A 21,525-nucleotide genomic window follows, 5' to 3' on the forward strand; every position below is an offset into this window, starting at 1 on the left:
ATTACATCCATATCTGCAACACCTTAAATAAATGACCCATTTCCGCGGGGTCGATCAGTCGATGAACGCATCGTAACACACTTTGATTCGATTGTTGATACAGTTGTTGAGCTCTCAATACAATTCCAAAATCCAACAGAAATTGTCGTTGAGTTTGATATGTATGCTGTAAACCATACCGATCAGCTTGCCGTGCCATACTCTGAAAATTAACATGAACCGAAATATCAGCATCTCCTGGATACTCTAATACGCCAACGGGTTGATGACGATACAACGCCTGAACGGTATCGCCATCGCCGTCCCAATATCCATAATCGATGATTAATGCAGCACCATCGTGGTGTTGAATATGTGAATATATGCGATCAAGCACTGCGATAGTATCTGGTTGTATCTCAGTGTGTTGAGGAATACCCTCATAGGGAACAGTCTCAAATTGCAGTTCGGTTGAGTCATTAATCCCAACATATGTTTCATACCAACGATCATCTTTTTTAAAATACTGCTGAACAGGTAAGGCATCAAAAAATTCATTGGCAATCATAAGGACAGGTTCTTGAATTTCTTTCAGAAAATCTAACGAGGCATGATGCTGCAACGCACACAACCCTTTTATTTTTTCTGTTTGCACTTCGCAAAACGATGGATTGATCTCTAATATGTGAACATTACACGTTGCAGTAAATGATGTTAACTTGCTTAAGGTAACAAGTATATCTTGCATTAACACACCACGCCCCGCACCAAGCTCTAATATATTTAACACTGTGGGTTTTCCAAGTCGTTCCCACTGAGAGACTACCCAAAATGCAATCATCTCACCGAATAAAGAGCTAATTTCAGGCGATGTTATGAAATCGCCAGTTGTTCCCAATATCTCATCGGATGGCTTGGATGAATAGTATCCATACGTCGGATGTTCTTGGCATAGCTTCATATACGTATAAAAGCTAATAGATCCGTTTTCTTTTATTGTTTGAACTAAACTGTCTTTTAACATTAGGTTGTAATCTTCTTACCATAATAATCATATTCTTCGGGACGTTTAACCAACTTATTATTTTCATACATGGAAATCTTACGAACATTTCCAGTTTCGAAATATTCAATACACGGACCCGTTTTAAGATTTTTTAAGAAATTTTCCTCCATATATTTCTTACCACTGGGGTAATACGTATAGGATGGCCCTTCCATCAAGTCGGCCAAATAAAATATTTCTTTTGACACTTTTTGATGTTCATTTGGATCATGAGGGGGATAAAACGCTCGCATCATGCCTTGCTTTTTTCCTTTTACAAACGATGTTCTGCAAATCATATACCCCTGTGTATACACAACACAAATTCCATGTTGTTGATTGTTTAAAAAGTTGGTTTTCATAATGGGTTCGCCACCTTTTCCGTATTGAACCATGGGGCCATTTAAAGACCCTTCTTTGTACGTGAACTTACGAACACACACTCCATTATTATATGAACGCATTTCGCCATGCAGTTTACCGTTTTTATAATAGGCTATCTCTGAAAGCACACCGCCTAGAAACTTTTTCTGAACCCCATGCATTTTTCCATCTTCATACTCCACATACAATACCGGAACGCCTTCTGGGGTTCGAATTTGGAACACGCCATCTTTAGGCGGCTTTGCCGGAGTACACACCAGGTTCTTCATATCCAAAGACCCGGTCTTATTAAATGATGCACCACAACTTCTAGCCTTACGTCGTGCTTTAATTTCGTCAATAATCTCCCTAGCTTCTGCAGGAAATTTTACCTCTGGTTTTTTCAATTTTGATTGAAAACACTCTAAGGTTGACGGCTTCACCATCGTTGGTTTTGGAGCATTGGGATCTAACGGACGGCGCAAATCAATCCCTGGAAACAATTGCAGAAATAAGTCTTTCGCAGGGGGAAAACGTCGTTTGCGTTTACCCGTGTCAGCATCGCTATTTACGTCTGTATTAGCCGGAGCCTCACTAGGGGCTGCTTTGGTTCCTATTAATAATTCTTTGATAGACGCTTGAGCCATTCCAGAAACAGAGACTCTTTTGATTGTGTCTTTTATATCCATCATTCCCTCTGATTATGAAATCATTGCCATAGAAGCTTCTGTAGAACCAATTCCTGCAGCAGCGGTATTTGCAATTCCAGCAGCCTCCATTGAAACTGCACCTGCTGCACCTGTATTTGCAGCACCGCCAGCTTCTACTCCGGCAGCGCCACCAGCGCCCATGCCTACTTCACCCCCCGCATCCATATTGGCTTCTCCCCCTGCTTCGATATTCACGCCTCCCCCTGCTGCAAGTTCAAATTCTGCAGCAACCTCTATGCTCATGGCACCTTCTACGGAAATATTAAGCTCACCCGTCACATTCAGTTCATACATTCCTTCAACGGTATGTATAAAATCACCTGCATTTTCATGTTCTTCTGCACCTTCGACAGCAATTGTTCTATCTCCACCAACCTCTATCCCCATGCCTCCTTCAACAGAAAATACCATGGATCCTTCGCCAACTGAAAAATCCATTACGCCTGAATCAATAGAAATCTCATAGGTTCCTGCTGTAATATTGGTCGATACTGTTCCTAATGTTACAGTTGTTGAATCCGTAATATATCCACATCCTGAATTAAATGAGGTGGAACGATTCCCTTTTTCAATGGTTAGCTGAACGCCACCAGAACTTAACGTACAACTATCGTCACCTTGGTTAATGGTTGTGGTTCTTGATTGCTCTATTGTAACCCCTTGATTGCCACCAATTTGCAATGTCTCGTCTGACGTAATATTTACAGTGTTTGTTTGTGCGATGGAAATTTGCTGAACGCCTTGAATCGTCGTTCCCACATCACCTGCAACCTGGGTTGTAAAATTTCCACTAATTTGAACGTTTTTATCTTTCGTTACACTTTGTGTTAAGTTACCCCCTATTGTTTCCGCTCGATCACCATCTATAGCCACAGTTTCATTCAGAACTACATGAATTGTTTGGTTTTGTAGTACTTCAAGATTACGATCAGCCTTGACAGTGTGATCTTCTTGTTGCTCTACTAATATCGATCTATTTCGATGCACATGTGTCATTTCATCGTGGTCAACCACTGTACGCATGTCTTTTTGCGCATGCATATAAATTTCTTCAGACCCTACAACGTCATTAAATCGCCACTCGTTATGTCCAACTCCACCATTTTGTGTCTGCGACAGGTATCCCGTGTAATAGGGATTCATTTCCCCTGCCGGTGATTCATCCTGCGTATCATGGGATGCACACGTAATAAACGGTAAATGATGATCACTGTTATATACAGATCCCGTAATAATAGGACGATCAGGATCTCCATCAATAAAGCTAACAACGACTTCTTGCCCAACGCGTGGTATAAAATAACTGCCCCATCCATGTCCAGCCATCAATTGAGCCACACGTATCCAACAACTTGTACGTTCATGTAACGAATGAGTTTGTGAATGAGTTGCCTGATGCTTATTTGTATGATGTTGTGTATGGTGCGTTATTCGTTTAGACGCATGATAATGCTCTTCGGCTGCATCCGATTCATCAGCCTGGCTATCTGAAATATTATCTGTATCCATCTCAGCAAGATCATTATCTCGTTTCATGTATCAACCTTTCACTCATATGTCTACGCATCGCCATACATCCCAGCATTTGCGAATTCTGCTGGCGTACTTTCCGTCCCATCATTAGTCCCTGATCCATCATCAACACTTTCTACTGGTGCATTGGATGTGGAATCGGGACTATCCGATCCATCTGAATTACCACTCGTATCATCTGTGCTATCATCGCTTCCACCCCCACTTAATTGCGCAGCCATGCCCGTCATTATTCCCATTGCGTCTTCAGGAGACTTCGCACTTGCAAGGGCACTAATTCCAGCTTGTCCCGCACTAATTAGTCCATTCGCTTGATTGATTACAGCATCGGGATGTTGCGCTAAATCGTTCACACCGGCCAATACATTCTCCGCTTCTGTTACATCATCCATTGGATTTGAACACAGGTTGATCATCTTGGAATAGTTAGCCTTAGCCCCTTTCAATCCTTTGATTTTAGACGAAGCCTTTTTTGCTTTACTCCCTGCTGCCTCAACTTTAGATAGTTCCCCTTCAGCTTTTGAAAGTTTACCCGCGGCACCCTTTATCGATTTAGCTTCTTTTTCAGCTTTTGAAAGTTTACCCGATGCGCCTTTTATCGATTTAGCTTCTCCTTCAACTTTTGAAACTTTACCTGCAGCGCCTTTTATTGATTTGGCTTCTCCTTCAACTTTTGAAAGTTTACCTGATGCGCCTTTTATTGATTTAGCTGCCCCCTCAGCTTCAGAAGCTTCTTCTTGTACATCTGCCTCCCCCCCTCCGGAAAATAATCCAGATAACATTCCAGTGACTTGACTGACTGGATCTCTACCATCTCCAGACGCCGTTGCATCTTGATCATCGGATGAATCTTGATCTCCTGCATCAGTCGCCCCCCCCGTTGAACCTGCATCAGTTGAACCTGCATCAGCCGTACTCACCACTGTATCTGGAAATTGGTTTGCGGGTAATGACATTTCAATATCAGGGGTTTCAGTCTCCCCATCATCCCCTGCTGTATTGATTAATACATTTGAACCCAACTGAGGTGTTGCCACAGAACCCGCACCATCATCATCCGCTGTTGGGTTGCTATGCTTCTTTTTTTTATGAGGATGATTATCTTCTGTTTCATCGTCACTATCATTATCACTATCGGAATTTAGTTCTTTGTCCCCTGCATCATCGTCTTCAACTGCACTGCCAGTATCATCGGTAGCGTCATCATCAGCTGTACTTGAATCTGATCCGTCACCAGTATCAGCAGCTTGTGAATTCACGGTTTTCTTATATCGGGTCGATACGTCTTTTAAACTATAATAATTCTGTTCTATTTCATCTGGGGTTAACCCCGCCACTTCAGCCCCTTCCTCAGAAGCCTCATCCACAAAGGCTCCTTCGCAGGCTGCTGGATCTTGTTGGAATGATCTAATTCGATTCAAACATTTCACCACCTTTTTTGCAGCATGTGCTTTTTTCTTGTGCAATGGCGCATCATCAGAAGGTGTATCATCATCGCCGCCACTGCCACCATCGTCACTATTGCTATTGCCCCCAGCAGCTGCAATTGCGTTCAACGAATCACACGCTAACTGCAAATCATTTGGAGCCTCATTGTTGCTATAAGGTTTTGGATATGAACGTTTCTTTTTCTTACGCTTAGGTGTAAGACCATCCGCATCACTGGGATTATCAAGATCTAAATCTTGTGCTTCATTCAATTTAGGATACGCAGGGGATTCACCATCTCCATCATCCGTCGAACCATCACCTGAAGAGTCATCGCCTGCAGAATCACCTCCGGATGAATTTCCAACAGCTGAATCAGCAGCCGCTTTGCCATCATCTTCTCCAGAACTATCGTCCGAAGAACTATCGTCCGAACCTGCCGCTGTAGAATTCCCACTTGAACCACCAGAGCTACTATCCCCGCCATCATCATCTGCATTTGATGTTGAGGGTACATAGGGTGCCTTATGTTTACGGTGAGGATGTTCAGCTGCATGATGCTCCATAATTTCTTGCACATCAGCTGGATCCATTCCATCAAACGGATCTTTACCATACTGCTGTCCAATATCAATCATCCCACGAATTGCTTTATTGTGATTGGCTCTTATGTCGTTTAATTTTTTGGGATCAGCACTAATATCCTGTGGGTCAGCGTCATCTTTTGGTTCGACACTACGCCCATACCGTTTTAAACTATGCTTTATTTTTTCTGGATCTCCCGAACGTGCCGCAGCCAACCTTTCCGGATCTTTATATAATTTGTGTGGCTCTTCTAAGGTGCGTCTAACCCCTCTGAGGGTTTCTTTTTTAATCTTAGCTTCTTTACCTTTTTCGGCAAGCGCATCTAAGTCTGCTATTAAGCTAGGTGCTTTTTTATCAAACGTAGTATCTGCCGAGCCATCTTGCACATCAGCCTCTTCTGCATCTGATGATGAGTCTCCATTGGCTCCATTCGCCTGAGAATCCTGAGCACCCTGCGCCCCATCTCTTGCTCCTGCTTTTGCCCCAGCAGTTGAACCACCACCCTGTTGCCCACCGTCGGCATTCGATGATGCATCCCCATCGGCTCCATTCGCCTGAGCATCCTGAGAATCCTGTGTCCCATTCCTGGTTCCTGCCTTTGCACCAGCAGTTGAACCACCACCCGACTGTCCACTAGCCGCATTCGATGATGAGTCTCCACCAGCTCCACCCGCCTGTGCACCCTGGGCACCCTGTGTCCCATTCCTGGTTCCTGCCTTTGCACCAGCAGCTGAACCACCACCCGACTGTCTACTACCGTCGGCATCTGATGATGCATCCCCATCGGCTCCATTCGCCTGAGCATCCTGGGCTCCATTCCTTGCTCCTGATTTTGAACCCGCAGCTGAACCACCACCCGACTGTCTACTACCGTCGGCATCTGATGATGCATCCCCATCGGCTCCATTCGCCTGAGCATCCTGGGCTCCATTCCTTGCTCCTGATTTTGAACCCGCAGTCGAACCACCCCTCTGTTGTCCACCGTCGGCATTCGATGATGCATCTCCATCAGCTCCATCCGCCTGGGCACTCTGAGCATCCTGTGTCCCATTCCTGGTTCCTGCCTTTGCACCAGCAGTTGAACCACCACCCGACTGTCCACTAGCCGCATTCGATGATGAGTCTCCACCAGCTCCACCCGCCTGTGCACCCTGAGCATCCTGCGTCCCATCCCTAGCTCCTGCCTTTGCACCAGCAGCGAGACCTCCATCTTGTTTTCCATCAGCGTTTCCCCCCGCAACCGATGGAGCTGGAACAGACTTTGCTTTTCCTGCTCCCTTTACGGCAGGAAACCATTCCGCAGTGTGATCAGGATCATCGACTGCAGATTCTTCAGCATGAGCTTCATGATCCCCATTATCCTCATCATATGGATCATATTTTTCTAAAATATCCCCTTTAAATCTCTCCGGATACAGTGATTTTTTTTGGCCATTTTCCTCAATGGTTTCTACTTCTTTTTCAAGAAAATTTTCAATGGTCTTGAATACACCCTCTGCCATATCTTATTCTCCCTCAAGCATCATGGCGGGCTCATTGTGTAGATCTTCAACGTTATCATCTCTATCCATAGAGTGCTTATGTTTCTTGTGATGATTCTGGCGAACAACCACATCCTCATCTTCGTCTAATGAAACGTTATGTCTTTGTTTTTTATGATGGTGTTTTTTGTGCATATCTTCTGCACTGTTTAGAATTATGGGCGTTTTATACCCGCGATGATTCCAATGAAATTGAACCTTAACGCGACCTTGTTCATCTGTCCATACCTCTTCCCCATGGGGCGCAACCACTATTGCCGTTTGAGTCCCATGAATTTTAGGCTTTGGAGTTTTAAGTTCAGGTCGATAATGCGACGTACTTAGAAATGCTGTAAACGTATTCGTATACACAAGATCATCGTCTTTTACAAATCTTGGATCTTTAATCGAATGTGTCACCGTTTCAAGCGTAAATACTTTCTCATCAAACTTTGGATTTTGATGCCCTGACAACGTGAACTTAAACCCAGGACTAAAAAACGGGGCTGCCGACATTCCCGCAAGCGTTATAATATCTGACTCATCTTTCTCAACTAAATGCTTTACTTTTGTATGCCCATCACTCAAGTGACTAAATCCGCTTGGATAATTATACATCGCGCCACTATCACCAACGGAATGTGTGTGCGATGCCATCTCTAATGACGCAGTATGATAATTATAATCCATCAGTACTTGATGTTCTGATTGCATGTGCGAAGAAATCTCATAGGTCAGAATTTTATTTAATTCATTCCCTCTAAAATCAGTGTCTCTAATTTCTACCGTATCAACAAAATGGCACGGCTTATGATCATGGGGAGTAAACGCCAATTTTAGCGTGTGCCGTGTTGCTTGATGATCAAAATAATAATAAAACCCTCGATCCTCTAACAATCTTGAAATGAAATCAAAATCCGACTCCCCATATTGCACACAATATTTTCGTATCGGGTCTGAATGCTCTAACGCTGATGTTTTATGAAACTTTGGAAACGTCACATGCAAAAGCTTGTTTTCCGTTAATAACTGTTCAACAATATCTAACGTGCTTTTTTCTTGAAAAATTCGATACTCCTTATTGAATCTCAAAAACCATAACTGTGGATATAACCGTGCTTCATATAACGAAATCGAATCCCCTTCAGGGGTGGAACTTAACGCCAACTGTTTAAATACACCAATGATCCCATGGAAATATCGATTATGATGACCAAAATTTAACATTAAGCATCCAGACTTTTTGATAAAAGCGCGTGGAATTAAATTTAAATGCTTGGATGATAATGTTAATTTAATTTCATAAAACGTAGATAAAGCTTCTGTCACGTCAGCAGACACTACCTCAAACTGAGGTTCTGAGGCATCTGGATCATCTAAAAAGCAATCAAACCGGGTGAACAGCTTTTCCTTTAACATTTTTATTATTCCTTTATTATATAAAAGTATAAATCAACCTAACTCAGAACTAAAGAGAGAAATGAACCATAATTCGTTAAAAGAAATTATTAGCTGGATTGCGACGCATGGCATTAATGCCTACTCCGCAAAAACCATTGAACGTGATTTAAATATCCAGATAGATGAATCGTTTCATAGTGCGCATTCTGTGATCTCAAAAGTATTGATGGATGCCTTAAACGCCGCTCAGATTACGACAAATATTAAATCGCCTGCATCCACCGATGATTTCTTTGATTTGATGTTAACTTTTTTGGAAAACCTTTCAGATTATAAAGCAGACTTTCAAACACTCTTTAATCAAAAGAATCTCAGTTTTGAAAATTTCAACTTAGTCCCAGTTGTAAATGAGCTTACTCAAACACTACTAAACTCTAAAATCGAAACATTTCTAGATAAAATCACCCACACCTTAATTATTTGCAATATTCTTTACACGTGGATAAACGATGAAACCCCTGATCTTTCATCCACATTAACAAAAATTAATCACGTTTCTCAGAGTATTTTTGTCTCTTCTTAACCTTTTATTCATTGTTTTTAGTTACCATTACTTCAATAATGAAATGATTAAAGAAAGGATTCAATCAATGAAACTAAAAACCACACTACGACTAATGACTGTATTAATGCTGGGTGCTTCGTTCACACATACTACAGTTGACGCAGGATTTTTTGATTCGCTGAAAAAAATGGGTAAAAAAGCCCAGAAAGCTTTCCAAAAAGTAGCCCATGGTTCTATTGGAAAAATGGCGATGAAAGCGGGTGGAGCTGCAGTTGCAGCTAAAATGGGCCCTGAAGCCGGATCTATGTTCCAAGGCGCTGCCCAAAGCATGCATTTAGCTGACGAAGCTGATGCTGCCGCTGATGATGCCGATCAAGCGGCACAACAAGCTGCTGACGATGGTGATGATGCAGCTGCTGCGGAACACAAAACAACGGCAGCAATGCACCGTGCAACTGCGAAAGCTCACCGTGCTGATCATGCTGTAAAGAAAAAAGCCTATGAAGATGCAGGCGGTGATTTTGATGCAGATTATGCAAAACACGTTGCAAGTAAAATTGAAGATGCTGTTGAAAATCAAGGTGATGATGCAGATAGCGGTAACGACGCTGATGAAGATGATTCAGACAGCGATTCATCCGATGATTCAAACGGTGATTCAGATGAGGGTGATGACGAATAAACACCTTACTTTTAATAAAAAGCTTCCTTCGGGAAGCTTTTTATTTTTGTTATCCATAATTTAGTGTATATTTTGGCAATAATGAATATCTTAAGGTAACCGCGTGTCTATTTTCCTATTTTTAATTATTGTCCTGTTATGTCTTGTATTAAGTGGTTTTATCTCGGCCGTTGAAACAGCCTTTACAGCAGCCTCCAAAGGCAAACTGCAAAACCTTATCAAAAAAGGAAATCGCAAAGCCGCCCAAGTTGAAGAACTACGTCGAAAAAGCATGTCCGATATTATAGGCGCCCTTCTTGCCAGCGAAACATTGCTTGAAGTATCTGCCACAGCAGTTGCAACCGCAGCCCTTACCAGTGTATTCGATGAAGCTGGGGTTATGCTGGCTACAATCATCATGTCCACTCTGATTATGATCTATGGCGAAATTATTCCTAAAATTTATGCCTATTATTATCCTGAAAAGATCGCTGTTAAAACCGTTGGTTTTATTAAAGTTTTTCTAAAAATTGCTAAACCTTTTTTAAGACTTACCAACCTCATTGCTCGCTTTTCATTACGACTAGCCGGAGTTCGCTTCAAAGAAAATGACCCCAACGAAAGCGTTGATGAATTAAAAGGTGCAATTGCCCTTCACGCTCATATGGGTTCAAAAGCCCGAAATGAAAAAGCCATGATGGAAAGCATTCTTGATCTTGCTGACGTTAGCGTCGATGAAATCATGACGCATCGTAAAAATATGGTGATGATTGATGCATCAACTCCTTTGGACAAGGCTTTAGAACAAGTCTTATCCAGTCCTTATACTCGTCATCCCGTATGGTTACATAACCGTGAAAACATCGTGGGTATCCTTCATACAAAAGACCTATTAAGAGCCCTTGCCCGTCACGATGGTGATATGTCAGATATCAGCCTTGAAACCGCGTGTGTAAAACCGTGGTTCATCCCAGAATCTACGTCATTATTAGATCAGTTAAACGCGTTCAGAGAACGCAGAGAACATTTAGCCTGCGTGGTCGATGAATATGGCGCCCTGCTTGGGATTGTAACATTAGAAGACATTTTAGAAGAAATTGTTGGCCAAATTGATGATGAACATGACGTCACCGTTCCAGGTGTCCGCCGTGAAGGCCCTCACACAATCTCTGTGCATGGGTGGGTAACATTACGCGATTTAAACCGTGAATTTGATTGGGATCTACCCGACGCGGAAGCGGCAACTCTTGCGGGACTTATCATTTATGAAACCGAACAAATTCCTGAAATCGGTCAAGAGTTTATGATTCATGGATTAAAGTGTAAAATCATCGCACGAAAAAGGAATCAAATTACTCGCATTCGTATTACATATACCGTCTCCCCCAAACCTACTGAAGAATAGGGTGGATTTTTTATACTCACTTGTTTAAAGTATCTGTGTTTATTAGGATAACAATGATGCATTTTATATCAAAAACTTTGTTTTGCATTGGGGTTATGTGCATGGCTATATCCAGTTATGCTGCCCCCTCTCAATCCAAAAACATCAATCAAGGAGCTACACAAAAAATGACTGAAAAAGATAACACCATTACTACCCCATCTGGCTTAAAATATGTTGATATCCAAGAAGGTACAGGACCAATCCCAGTTGCAGGAAAAACCGTAGTCGTACACTATACAGGCACCTTAGAAAACGGTACAAAATTTGATAGCTCCGTTGACCGTGGAGACCCTTTCCGTTTTCCAATTGGAAAAGGCGTTGTGATTAAAGGATGGGATGAAGGCGTTATGTCAATGAAGGTTGGCGGTAAACGCAAGCTGATCATTCCAGCAGACTTAGGATATGGCTCCAGAGCAATCCCAGGCGTCATTCCTGCAAACAGTACTCTATTATTTGACGTTGAACTTATCTCTATAGAATAAGGCAACCTGCCGTTGCCTCCCTTAACTAGATCCGATGTGATCCGACACGGATTTAAGCATCGATCTGGCAGATGCAGCCTCGCCCCAACTTACCCCGCAAGGAGTATCGTGGGGCAAATCTCTCCATGTTAAATATAATCTTTCTAGATCTGTTTAATTACTCACTAGCTGCCGCCGTTGCAGCTGGTGCTGTCTCATCAACCATTGGTAAAAACGTTTGAATAATCTTCCCTGGTCTGCCCGGTGAATAAGTAAACGACTCCATCTCTTCCAGAGTTAATTCACGCTCTATAGTTAACCCATACTTAATCATAACACCTTCAGGTATCACATGATCCGCCGGCATTACATCCTCAGGCATATGATAAACTTCCTGACTACTTACAAACACTCGCACTGGTTTACCCAACATTTCACTCCAATGTTGCGCATAATGGTGCAGCATTTGAACACAGAAAAAACAAGGATTGAATCGAGAGTGAATCCGTAACTCTAAAAGATCCATGCTACTTAAGTCTTCTGATCTAAGCTTAAAAGTTCCATATCGAGCAATACTGGCTTCACTATCAAAACATGGGTACGTTTCTTTCATTCTGAATACAAAAGGGTATTCACTCCGATACCTTGATTGTAAAATTTTATATGCAGAATATATTCCTCTGACTCGTTCTGCCGGCGCAATAACTTCAGCTTTAATTGCCTCAATTTCTGCTGCAAAACGATCAAACCAATCATCTCTAATCGCACTAATTTTTAAAGCTGCTTGCTTATCCCTAATAGCATTAACCTTACTAATGATAGTTCTTTGAAAAGTTCTTCTCGGATCACGATCATAAGTAGCACCTATTTCAAAATCATGAATGTGATTACTGGTGAATACACACACAGCAGAATCACCCTCTCCAACTTCTAAGAGCTTCCCGTTAAAAAAAGCAGTGGCAAAATTCGCCCCGCTAATCTTTGAATCTAACCTTTCAATTGCCGGTAATTTACTCATTAATTCAAAATGTGCTGCAACAGTCTCTACAGAATACCGACACCATACAGTAGGACAATCAGAAAAACTTGGGGCAGCCTCTGCGGCAGCAGCTGTAGCCGCCGTTGTTAACGTTAATGTAAACTGGAATACAAATACAATAAGGAACAATGTCCTTAGAAAAACATATTTCATGGGAGTAACTTTCTTCTAGTAAGGCTATTGATTTACGATTAATCGCGGACAGGTAATCCGTAATACGTACGATGAATGCGAAGGATTTCATCACTACGAATAAGCCCTTCAACTGTTGGTACATTCGTTGGATCCCCATCAGGTTTGAAATAAGCTTTAGGAATCCAAATCATCTTTTGCAAACATGTGCGTCGCTGATCCATTGGTAATTTCAACAAATCATCTTGCGTTAAGTAAACAGCATCGTAACCATCGTCAGCATCCTCATCATAGACACCCTCTCCAAATGCTAACAATCGTTTAGTTCCGATGAAATTAGCGTAAACTGTTAAATATTTAAAGCTCTCTAACATTAATAAAGGCGCTAATTGTTCTATACTTCGTAAGTAAAGCCCATTTTGATGTAATCGCAGTTCTGATACACGATCTTTAACCGGCTCCAACACAACTAATAGTCTTTCCAAAAATCCTCCATCAATGGAGTTTGCAGATAAATCAACAACAAAGGAATCAGTTCGAGATGCTACTTGATACGTTTCCACAAATCGTTGAATTTCACCTAAGAAATCACTCGCATTGGAAAAGGTAATGTCTTTATTGTGAAGGTTAATGCTATCCATTCTTGATTCTAACGCAACCACGGCTCTCTCTCCTTCATCAACACGAACTGTTGTAGCTGGCAACGCTGCTACACGCCTCTCATCAAGGGGTATTGTAGGTGACGCAGGACTTGCGGCTAACATGTGCCTAACCATGTCTTGGAGCTGTATAAGCTCACTAACAGGAACTCTAACCTCTTGACCACCACGTGAATAATTATGCGTGCCCGGACCATCACCTCTATGTGATTCATGCAATGTGGCAGCAGCAGATGCGGTTGATGTTAATACGGTACATAATAATAGGGATTTTAAAGGTAAATATCTCATAATGCTTCTCTTTTTTGCATTATATTTTAATCTCAACTTTAATATAGAGACGCCATCCAGCATTGTCAAGTGTATAGGGTCTAACGTGCGTTACCCATCTCTACGCTTATGACATCCTTAACAAAATATATTCCCTTTACATCCTCTCCAAATTATCTTACGCTTAACTACAATAATAAAAATAATGACATGAATACAAAAGACACACTTTCATTCTTGGGATCTTTATCCTCAAAAATTTGCCACGATATCGTTGCACCCGTCAGTGCTATTGATATGGGATTAAGCTTATTGGACGATCATCTTCCCGATAACATCAAATTTGATCCAGCCTATGGATTATTAAAAGACAGCTTAAACAAAACATTACGTCGCATCAATTTTTTCAGGTACGCATTTGCATTCGGTAAAAATGACACGCTTCCAACAAAAAAAGAATTCACTGAACATTGTGAAAATGCCTGCACACACTTTAAAATCAAATTTTATTTAGATGAATTTGATCCACCCTCAGATCAAGAAACGTTGTTGCTAAGAATTACGACCTGCATTTTGTATTTATTAATTGACACGCTTCCTAAAGGGGGTTCAATTACGTTATCTATTTCCCCCAAGCTGACCTCATTCGAAGCCACAGGCCCCATGGTCATCATGAGCCCATCGTTAGATAAAATTCTAAAAAACGTCAGGGAATCTTACAGAACCCAAACAATTCTACCCGAACTTGTGTTAATGGGGCTAAAAGAATTGGGGCTACACCTTGAATCAACACACACTCCAACGTCGCTAACCGCATTTTTAAAAGCATAGATTTATCCGTTTGAAAAATGAAATTTCTAATCGGTTTCAATAAATCGCCTCAGAACATGGCGACTCACGGATAAAGTTGACACATTGCGCTGAAAGAAAAAAATGACTTCTTGCGATACTTTGGAGACAATTCTACCACCTGTCAATCGTGGAGAACCTCGTTATCAAGGGTTATCGACGATCTTCTTACCCTATCGGCGCAGATTTGCTCCCGCTTGCCTTTTTGGCATTGTGGAGCAAAGGGCGCTGCATAATCGTTTTATGTGTGTGTTTAGCTATAGATTTCTCCTCAAAAAGACTTTGTTAACTTTTTTCCGATATGATTGTTGACAACAGGACAAACGAACATGAACTCATTTTTTACAAAAAGCTATCTTCAAATCGGCAACACACGTTATGCCGTACACAACCTAAATACATTAGATTGGGCTGCACGCCTCCCCTATTCCCTTAAAGTATTATTGGAAAATGTGCTGCGCCACGAAGATGGAGTCCACATCACAAAAGATCATGTTTTAGCGTTCAAACACTGGGCACAATCTGGGAAAAACCCAACTGACATTGAATATTCTCCCGCCCGCGTACTGATGCAAGACTTCACCGGTGTACCCGCAATCGTAGACCTTGCTGCCATGCGCGATGCCGTGGCAACCCTTGGTGGAAATTCCGAAAAAATAAATCCACTCACTCCCGTTGATTTGGTTATAGACCATTCCGTCATTGTTGATCATTCGGGGAACTCTGAGGCGTTCGAAAAAAATGTAACCTTAGAATTTCAACGCAATACCGAACGGTACGAATTCTTAAAATGGGGGCAATCCGCCTTTAAAAACTTTCGTGTCGTGCCCCCTGGCACGGGCATCTGCCATCAGGTAAACTTAGAATACCTTGCAAAAGTCGTTTGGACAAACGACACTAACGGCGAACACTGGGCATTCCCAGATACCGTCATTGGCACTGACAGCCACACCACCATGATTAATGGGTTAGGCGTCCTTGGCTGGGGTGTCGGCGGCATCGAAGCCGAAGCCACAACCCTTGGACTTGGTATGTCAATGACACTTCCCGAGGTCATTGGGTTTAAGATAACTGGAAAAGCTAACGAAGGTATCACAGCAACTGACATCGTATTGACAGTTACTGAAATGCTTCGCAAAAAAGGCGTTGTCGAAAAATTCGTTGAATTTTACGGACCAGGATTAGATTATCTATCATTAGCCGATCGAGCCACCATCAGCAATATGGCGCCTGAATATGGCGCAACCTGCGGATATTTTCCAGTAGATCAAGAAACACTAAACTATCTTCGACTCACGAATCGCTCACCAGACCTTATTCAACTCGTTGAACAGTATACAAAGTCTGTGGGACTATGGCGTGAACAAGACGATCTTATCTTCACTGATACGTTAGAACTAGACCTATCAACCATCGCACCCTCTGTTGCAGGGCCCAAACGCCCTCAGGATCGTATCCCACTATCCAACGTTGCAAGCAGTGTATCCAACGCAATCGAAAGCTTTAAATCAGTACACATCCCGAACACAGACTATCAATTAAAAGATGGCTCCGTTGTTATTGCCGCCATCACCAGTTGCACAAATACATCAAATCCTTCTGTGATGATTGGCGCTGGACTACTGGCTAAAAAAGCCGTTGAAAAAGGGTTAATATCAAAACCGTGGGTTAAAACATCGTTAGCCCCCGGATCTCAAATCGTCACAGAGTATCTAAACGCAGCACACCTCACTCCCTATTTAAATCAATTGGGATTTAACTTGGTCGGCTATGGATGTACCACCTGCATCGGAAACTCCGGGCCATTAGACCCTAAAATTGCCACAGCTATCGACGAAGCTCAACTGGATGTCGCTGCAGTCCTTTCTGGAAATAGAAACTTCGAAGGTCGCATTCATCCTCAAGTTAAACTCAGCTTTTTGGCATCTCCCATGCTGGTCGTTGCTTATGCATTAGCAGGCACAACACTTATTGAATTTGAAAACGATCCCATTGGCATCACCCCCACAGGTCAACCCATCTATTTAAAAGACATCTGGCCATCCAATGATGAAATTCAAAAAACTTTGGAAACAACGTTAACTCAAACTATCTTCCAGTCTAAATATGCAAATGTATTTGAAGGATCAGAGATCTGGAAACAATTACAGACTCCAAAAGTAGCACTCTACCCTTGGAAAGATACCAGTACTTACGTTCAAAACCCACCTTATTTTGAACACTTCTCATCAGCCCCCCTTGCTTTGCAAAATATCGAAAATGCAAGAGTTATTGCGATGTTTGGCGACAGTATTACAACCGATCACATCTCTCCAGCCGGTAATATCAAACCATCATCCCCAGCTGGAAAACACCTGCAAACATTAGGTGTTTCACAAGACGATTTTAACTCCTACGGATCTCGCAGAGGAAATCACGAAATCATGATGCGCGGAACCTTTGCAAATATACGCATTCAAAACGAGCTAACACCAGAACATCAAGGCGGATTCGCAAAAGATCCTTCCGGAAATATCACCAGCATTTATGATGCCGCAATGGAACATAAAGCTCAAAACACACCGCTTATCGTAATTGCAGGAAAAGAATACGGAACAGGATCATCCCGCGATTGGGCTGCAAAAGGCACAAAACTACTGGGAATCCAAGCAGTCATTGCCGAATCCTTTGAACGCATCCACCGATCCAATTTAGTCGGAATGGGCGTTCTTCCCCTCACCTTTATGGATGGAATCACTCGAAAAGATCTTCAACTTTCTGGTAATGAAATCTTTAATATCCCAGGACTTAAAGATTTAAATCATCCCCGTTCAAAGATTGATTTACACATCACCTACTCAGATGGAACGGAACGCACAGTCCCACTGCTCTGCCGACTGGATACGGAATCAGAGATTGACTACTATCGTCATGGAGGTATACTACCCTACGTATTACGCACACGCATGATGTAAGCGTGACGTTGCACCAGGGATGATCCCTAGACCCATTAGATCAGATCCGATTCGCACTGACACGGATTATAAAGCTCCAAATCTAACCTAATGGATGCAACGGCACGTTGGCAGCATGATGCTGCACCCTATAGATAGATTCGATTCGCACAGACACGGGTTGAAAAAACAACGCCGGTCTGAAAAAACTATTGACTTCTCAAACTTTTTATGTATACTAATAACTAGAATTGCGAAGAGGCTACCCAAAAACCTGGGTAGCCTTTTTTCGTTCTACGTCTTTGAATCTTTCAGCCATTGGTTGAACCACTCAAAGACACGCCGAACCGAATCCCCAGTACAGGCGCTCAGCTACCCGATCAGTAGTCACAGCTCCTGTAAACAACCCCTAGAGCCGACGGGCTCGTAAAACACCGACTTTGTATAGTATACTAAAGTCCGCCTTTCCCCATTCGTGTAAGAAATGGGGTTCTTTTTGCACGTGCGGGTTACTGGGGATTCTCTCGGTTTTAAAACTAAATAACGACAACATCACGCTAATGGATGCAACGTCACGTTGCTTAGATCCGATGTGATCTGACACGGATTCTATATAACTTAACTTTGAAAGTTACAAACACAGCACTTTCAAACAAACACAAGGAACTAAAACACTACTCTTCACAAAAACATCTCAAAATCATTTTTCACCCTCAATGATCCTGCGCCGAAGGTAGGTCAAAAATTCTCTCATCCCCTCAACTAGCCTCTTCTTACATACCTCAAAACACACTCAATCTAACCTAATGGATCCAACCGCAGGTTGGCGGCACGTTGCCTTCAGAAATTTCAAGATATGATCTAATAAAGGTTCATCTGCGGGGGGCATGGGCACAACTGTTGAAAGTGATTAGAAAAAGAATATTTTTGACAACAAATCAATAGAACAGGGAAAATCATTGATAAACCGATTGATTGTGTCAATCATACAGATATGTATGAATTAAGTAATAGATATGCGACTATTTTACACAATATGAAGTTTTTTATAACATTCATAGCTTGGTGTTTAAGTGGGTGATTTTAATATCGTTAAACACTTCTTCTGATCACTTTCAACAGTTGTGGTGTCTGGGGCGGGGGGTGCGATTTTAAATCGTCTAAATTAACCCAGGCATAGGCTTGACCTTCATTTGGATGAAGGGTTCCTGACCATTGTCTACAAATAAACAAAGGCATAATCATGATAAAGTCATCGTACTCTTGACTTGCAAATGTCAGGGGGATTAGATCGGTCAACTCAACATGCAGATTTAATTCTTCCATCAATTCGCGTTGAATTGCTTTTTCTGCAGTTTCACCGGGCTCCAGTTTTCCGCCTGGAAACTCCCACAAGCCTTCCATACTTTTGCCTTTTGGGCGTTGCGCATACAGAACTTGGTTGTGATCATTCATTAGCGCAATGGCGGATACAACGATTAAGGGTTTAATTACGATAATGAATTCCACCCTTCAAAAGATCTTTAATGGCTTGGGTTGCTAGTGCATCGGCACGTTCATTCATGGGGTGCCCCGAATGTCCTTTAACCCAGAATAAATTTATGTCCTGTTGTTGAAATAATGCATAAAGCTTTTCCCACAGGTCTTGATTTTTTACGGGTTGTTTTGCGGCAGTTAACCAGTTGTTTTTAATCCAGTTGTGCATCCATGATTCGCAACCGTCTTTGACGTATTTGCTGTCGGTGTACAGATCAACTTTGCAACGTTCTTTTAACGTGGATAACGCTTGAATCACTGCCATCATTTCCATACGGTTATTGGTGGTGTGTTTTTCTGATCCAGAAATAACCTTTTCAGTGGCTTGATAACTGATGATCGCGCCCCATCCACCGGCGCCTGGGTTGCCTTTGCAGGCACCATCTGTATAAATAATAATATGTTTCATGAACTCACAAAATGAATGGGGGCGTATCGCCCCCTATAAATTAACACCAGCTTTGGTTAAAGGTTACTTCTTTGCTTCTTCAGCCTTTTTCTCAACAGCGTGAGCAACTTCTTCAACTTTTTCAGCTACGACTTCTTCAGCCTTTTTAGCTTCGTCTTCAACCTTCTTAGCTTCTTCTTTGATTTCTTCTTTAGCTTCTTCTGCAACTTCTTTTACTTCGTGGATAACAGTTTCAGCTTTTTGTTCAACTTCTAATGCAACTTCTTTAACGTTTTGCTTGTTGAACACAAAATATAATACTGCTGCAACAACGATAATAATTAATAACCAAATTCGATTCATAGTATGACGCCTCTTTCTAATTTTAAAACACCCCTATTATAAAAACTTTTTTAAGAAAATCACGTGCTTTTTTCATAATTAGCCTGTAATTTTATAAATGATGGTTAAAAAGGCTCATTTTTATGGCATTTGGTCGCTTAAAAAAACAAGAAAAAATAAAACTTCCTCTAAAACAATGCGTATTTAACTCAACTCAAATGATCGATACTGTCTTATGGATAGATGCACTGGTGTCGGGACGGTATGTTAAACATCCAGATAATTTCACCTATGCAGACCTAGGCGACAGTTCTTACACTACCTCTTTTTTAGCACAAAGCTATTCGGATGCAACATTCTATCATCGACATTTGCAATATGCAGACTGTACAAAGAATTTCTTAAACTTACCTGATAATGGGATGTCGCAGCGTTTGCAGTACATCTATCAAGGGAATGCCTTATCGTTTGCAAATTTGGATGAACGATCAAAGATAGTTGGTTTTATTCAAGATAGCCTGGCACCGGGTGGGTATGCAATCCTTCCATACGAAGCGACAACAGGGTGGGCAGAATATCAAGTTGTTCTAGATTTGTTGAAAGAAATCACGTTTCGCATGACGGATCCGATTACATCAGAATGGTTGGATAGAGTATTTTATGAGCTAAGCGTTTTATCATTAAAGAAAATTACAGCCCTTAAAGATAAAGCTTTCATAGATAAACTGTTGGCATATTTGAAATCGTTAGATGCATCACATCTGGAAAAGATTTTGAAAGGTGCGGACTTTCATACATTTTACCCCAGCCAAATTCGTCAGGCGCTTAATAAAGATAATCCGGGGGCTTTCAGGTTTGTTGGAACATTACCCATTGCACGAAACTATATCAAGCTTGGGTTAGATCAAGATCAGAAAGCATTTCTAGGAGACACTTCAGATATGCTGATGGCGTCTCAACGCTATGATCTAATGATGATGCCGTTTCAGCGTGTTGATATTTGGCAACGAAATTATGATGAAACCGCCAACATTCAAACAGGAACCACGGCTGATTTTTATTTTGGATGTGTGTCGAACTTTGATCAATTTGCTTCAAAAGTTCAGAAAGGTCACGCAACGCTTAATTTCACGGATGCAATTTTTACAGAGATGCGAAAATGTTTAAACAACGGATTTATGACCATTCATGAAATTGTGCAACATATACAACATCGTGTAAGGGCTCCGCAAGAGGTTGTGGATCGATTAATGTTATTAGTGATGGGGGATCAGGTTCGATTTACCTTAAAAAAACCTCATTTTTTGGATGTCGCTGCAAACATTAAACCTACTAAGTTAAAATTCAAAGATACGCACAATCAACGTATGTTTTCAGAGATCCGACGTTTCTTTCACGAATCTGGGATTGTAATCGAACCAAATTCAGGATTGATGATACCCTTTGATCAAAAGACATCGATGGTTATAGCGGCACTTACCAAGGTGCATGAATCAATGGTGCCGCACTATTGTGCGGAAATCTGGATGGACTATAAACAAAATAGTGTAGATATCTCAAGAGTTCAGAAAGAGTTTAAGTCTATTTTGATCTTTTTTAAACGACATTATTTTGGGAAATTTCTTGAACTTGGTCTAGTAGATCAGGTATTAGTTGATTAACTGTTTAATGGATCGAGA

The 21,525-nt window shown here is 41.6% G+C and carries 17 protein-coding genes; 7 read left to right on the forward strand and 10 right to left on the reverse strand.

What is annotated here, in order from left to right:
- Position 1 precedes the first annotated feature (1 nt).
- Genes CPBP_RS01770 through CPBP_RS01790 form a run of 5 tightly spaced genes read right to left on the reverse strand, consistent with a single transcriptional unit; the run spans position 2 to position 8,582 of the window.
- Positions 2-1,003, reverse strand: coding sequence for a class I SAM-dependent methyltransferase (locus tag CPBP_RS01770; protein ID WP_350332337.1), 1,002 nt, complete (start codon positions 1,001-1,003; stop codon positions 2-4).
- The gene (locus tag CPBP_RS01775) at positions 1,003-2,079 is read right to left on the reverse strand and encodes a toxin-antitoxin system YwqK family antitoxin (RefSeq protein WP_350332338.1); all 1,077 of its coding nucleotides are present in this window, start codon (positions 2,077-2,079) and stop codon (positions 1,003-1,005) included. The genes CPBP_RS01770 and CPBP_RS01775 overlap by 1 nt, the downstream gene beginning before the upstream one ends.
- A gap of 9 nt (positions 2,080-2,088) precedes the next feature.
- Entirely contained in the window at positions 2,089-3,633 is a 1,545-nt protein-coding gene (locus tag CPBP_RS01780) for a type VI secretion system Vgr family protein (protein WP_350332339.1), read from the reverse strand.
- 23 nt (positions 3,634-3,656) lie between these two features.
- Positions 3,657-7,145 (reverse strand): hypothetical protein, encoded by a 3,489-nt coding sequence (locus tag CPBP_RS01785; RefSeq protein ID WP_350332340.1) that lies wholly within the window; start codon positions 7,143-7,145, stop codon positions 3,657-3,659.
- A 3-nt stretch (positions 7,146-7,148) separates the two neighbouring features.
- The gene (locus CPBP_RS01790; protein WP_350332341.1) at positions 7,149-8,582 is read right to left on the reverse strand and encodes a type VI secretion system Vgr family protein; all 1,434 of its coding nucleotides are present in this window, start codon (positions 8,580-8,582) and stop codon (positions 7,149-7,151) included.
- A gap of 61 nt (positions 8,583-8,643) precedes the next feature.
- On the opposite strand from CPBP_RS01790, the gene CPBP_RS01795 reads away from it, so the two are divergent.
- The 4 genes from CPBP_RS01795 to CPBP_RS01810 all read left to right on the forward strand — a co-directional run bounded on the left by CPBP_RS01795 (position 8,644) and on the right by CPBP_RS01810 (position 11,719).
- Positions 8,644-9,147: a hypothetical protein gene (locus tag CPBP_RS01795; RefSeq protein WP_350332342.1), complete on the forward strand. Its 504-nt coding sequence runs from the start codon at positions 8,644-8,646 to the stop codon at positions 9,145-9,147.
- 67 nt (positions 9,148-9,214) lie between these two features.
- On the forward strand, positions 9,215-9,811 hold the full coding sequence (locus CPBP_RS01800) for a hypothetical protein (protein WP_350332343.1): 597 nt from the start codon (positions 9,215-9,217) through the stop codon (positions 9,809-9,811).
- A 103-nt stretch (positions 9,812-9,914) separates the two neighbouring features.
- Entirely contained in the window at positions 9,915-11,195 is a 1,281-nt protein-coding gene (locus CPBP_RS01805; RefSeq protein WP_350332344.1) for an HlyC/CorC family transporter, read from the forward strand.
- 101 nt (positions 11,196-11,296) lie between these two features.
- Entirely contained in the window at positions 11,297-11,719 is a 423-nt protein-coding gene (locus tag CPBP_RS01810; RefSeq protein WP_350332345.1) for an FKBP-type peptidyl-prolyl cis-trans isomerase, read from the forward strand.
- 157 nt (positions 11,720-11,876) lie between these two features.
- On the opposite strand, the gene CPBP_RS01815 is transcribed toward CPBP_RS01810, so the two are convergent.
- The gene (locus CPBP_RS01815; RefSeq protein ID WP_350332346.1) at positions 11,877-12,890 is read right to left on the reverse strand and encodes a hypothetical protein; all 1,014 of its coding nucleotides are present in this window, start codon (positions 12,888-12,890) and stop codon (positions 11,877-11,879) included.
- Between the two features lie 38 nt (positions 12,891-12,928).
- Positions 12,929-13,819, reverse strand: a complete 891-nt coding sequence (locus CPBP_RS01820) for a hypothetical protein (protein WP_350332347.1) — start codon at positions 13,817-13,819, stop codon at positions 12,929-12,931.
- Positions 13,820-14,008: 189 nt separating this feature from the next.
- Here CPBP_RS01820 and CPBP_RS01825 point away from each other — a divergent pair, with 189 nt between their 5' ends.
- Positions 14,009-14,629, forward strand: coding sequence for a histidine phosphotransferase family protein (locus CPBP_RS01825; RefSeq protein ID WP_350332348.1), 621 nt, complete (start codon positions 14,009-14,011; stop codon positions 14,627-14,629).
- Positions 14,630-14,976: 347 nt separating this feature from the next.
- Positions 14,977-17,601, forward strand: coding sequence for an aconitate hydratase AcnA (gene acnA, locus CPBP_RS01830; protein WP_350332349.1), 2,625 nt, complete (start codon positions 14,977-14,979; stop codon positions 17,599-17,601).
- 1,071 nt (positions 17,602-18,672) lie between these two features.
- Here acnA and CPBP_RS01835 read toward each other — a convergent pair.
- From CPBP_RS01835 to CPBP_RS01845, 3 genes are all read right to left on the reverse strand, one after another.
- The gene (locus CPBP_RS01835; protein WP_350332350.1) at positions 18,673-19,089 is read right to left on the reverse strand and encodes a (deoxy)nucleoside triphosphate pyrophosphohydrolase; all 417 of its coding nucleotides are present in this window, start codon (positions 19,087-19,089) and stop codon (positions 18,673-18,675) included.
- Positions 19,067-19,525, reverse strand: coding sequence for a ribonuclease HI (gene rnhA, locus CPBP_RS01840; RefSeq protein WP_350332351.1), 459 nt, complete (start codon positions 19,523-19,525; stop codon positions 19,067-19,069). Before rnhA ends, CPBP_RS01835 begins: the two co-directional genes overlap by 23 nt.
- A 63-nt stretch (positions 19,526-19,588) precedes the next feature.
- Complete coding sequence (locus tag CPBP_RS01845; RefSeq protein ID WP_350332352.1) at positions 19,589-19,867, reverse strand: hypothetical protein; 279 nt, start codon at positions 19,865-19,867, stop codon at positions 19,589-19,591.
- 122 nt (positions 19,868-19,989) lie between these two features.
- Here CPBP_RS01845 and CPBP_RS01850 point away from each other — a divergent pair, with 122 nt between their 5' ends.
- Complete coding sequence (locus CPBP_RS01850) at positions 19,990-21,507, forward strand: hypothetical protein (RefSeq protein ID WP_350332353.1); 1,518 nt, start codon at positions 19,990-19,992, stop codon at positions 21,505-21,507.
- Positions 21,508-21,525: the final 18 nt, after the last annotated feature.

Origin of the sequence: Candidatus Bodocaedibacter vickermanii (assembly GCF_014896945.1) — a bacterium.
Taxonomy (GTDB): domain Bacteria; phylum Pseudomonadota; class Alphaproteobacteria; order UBA6184; family UBA6184; genus Bodonicaedibacter; species Bodonicaedibacter vickermanii.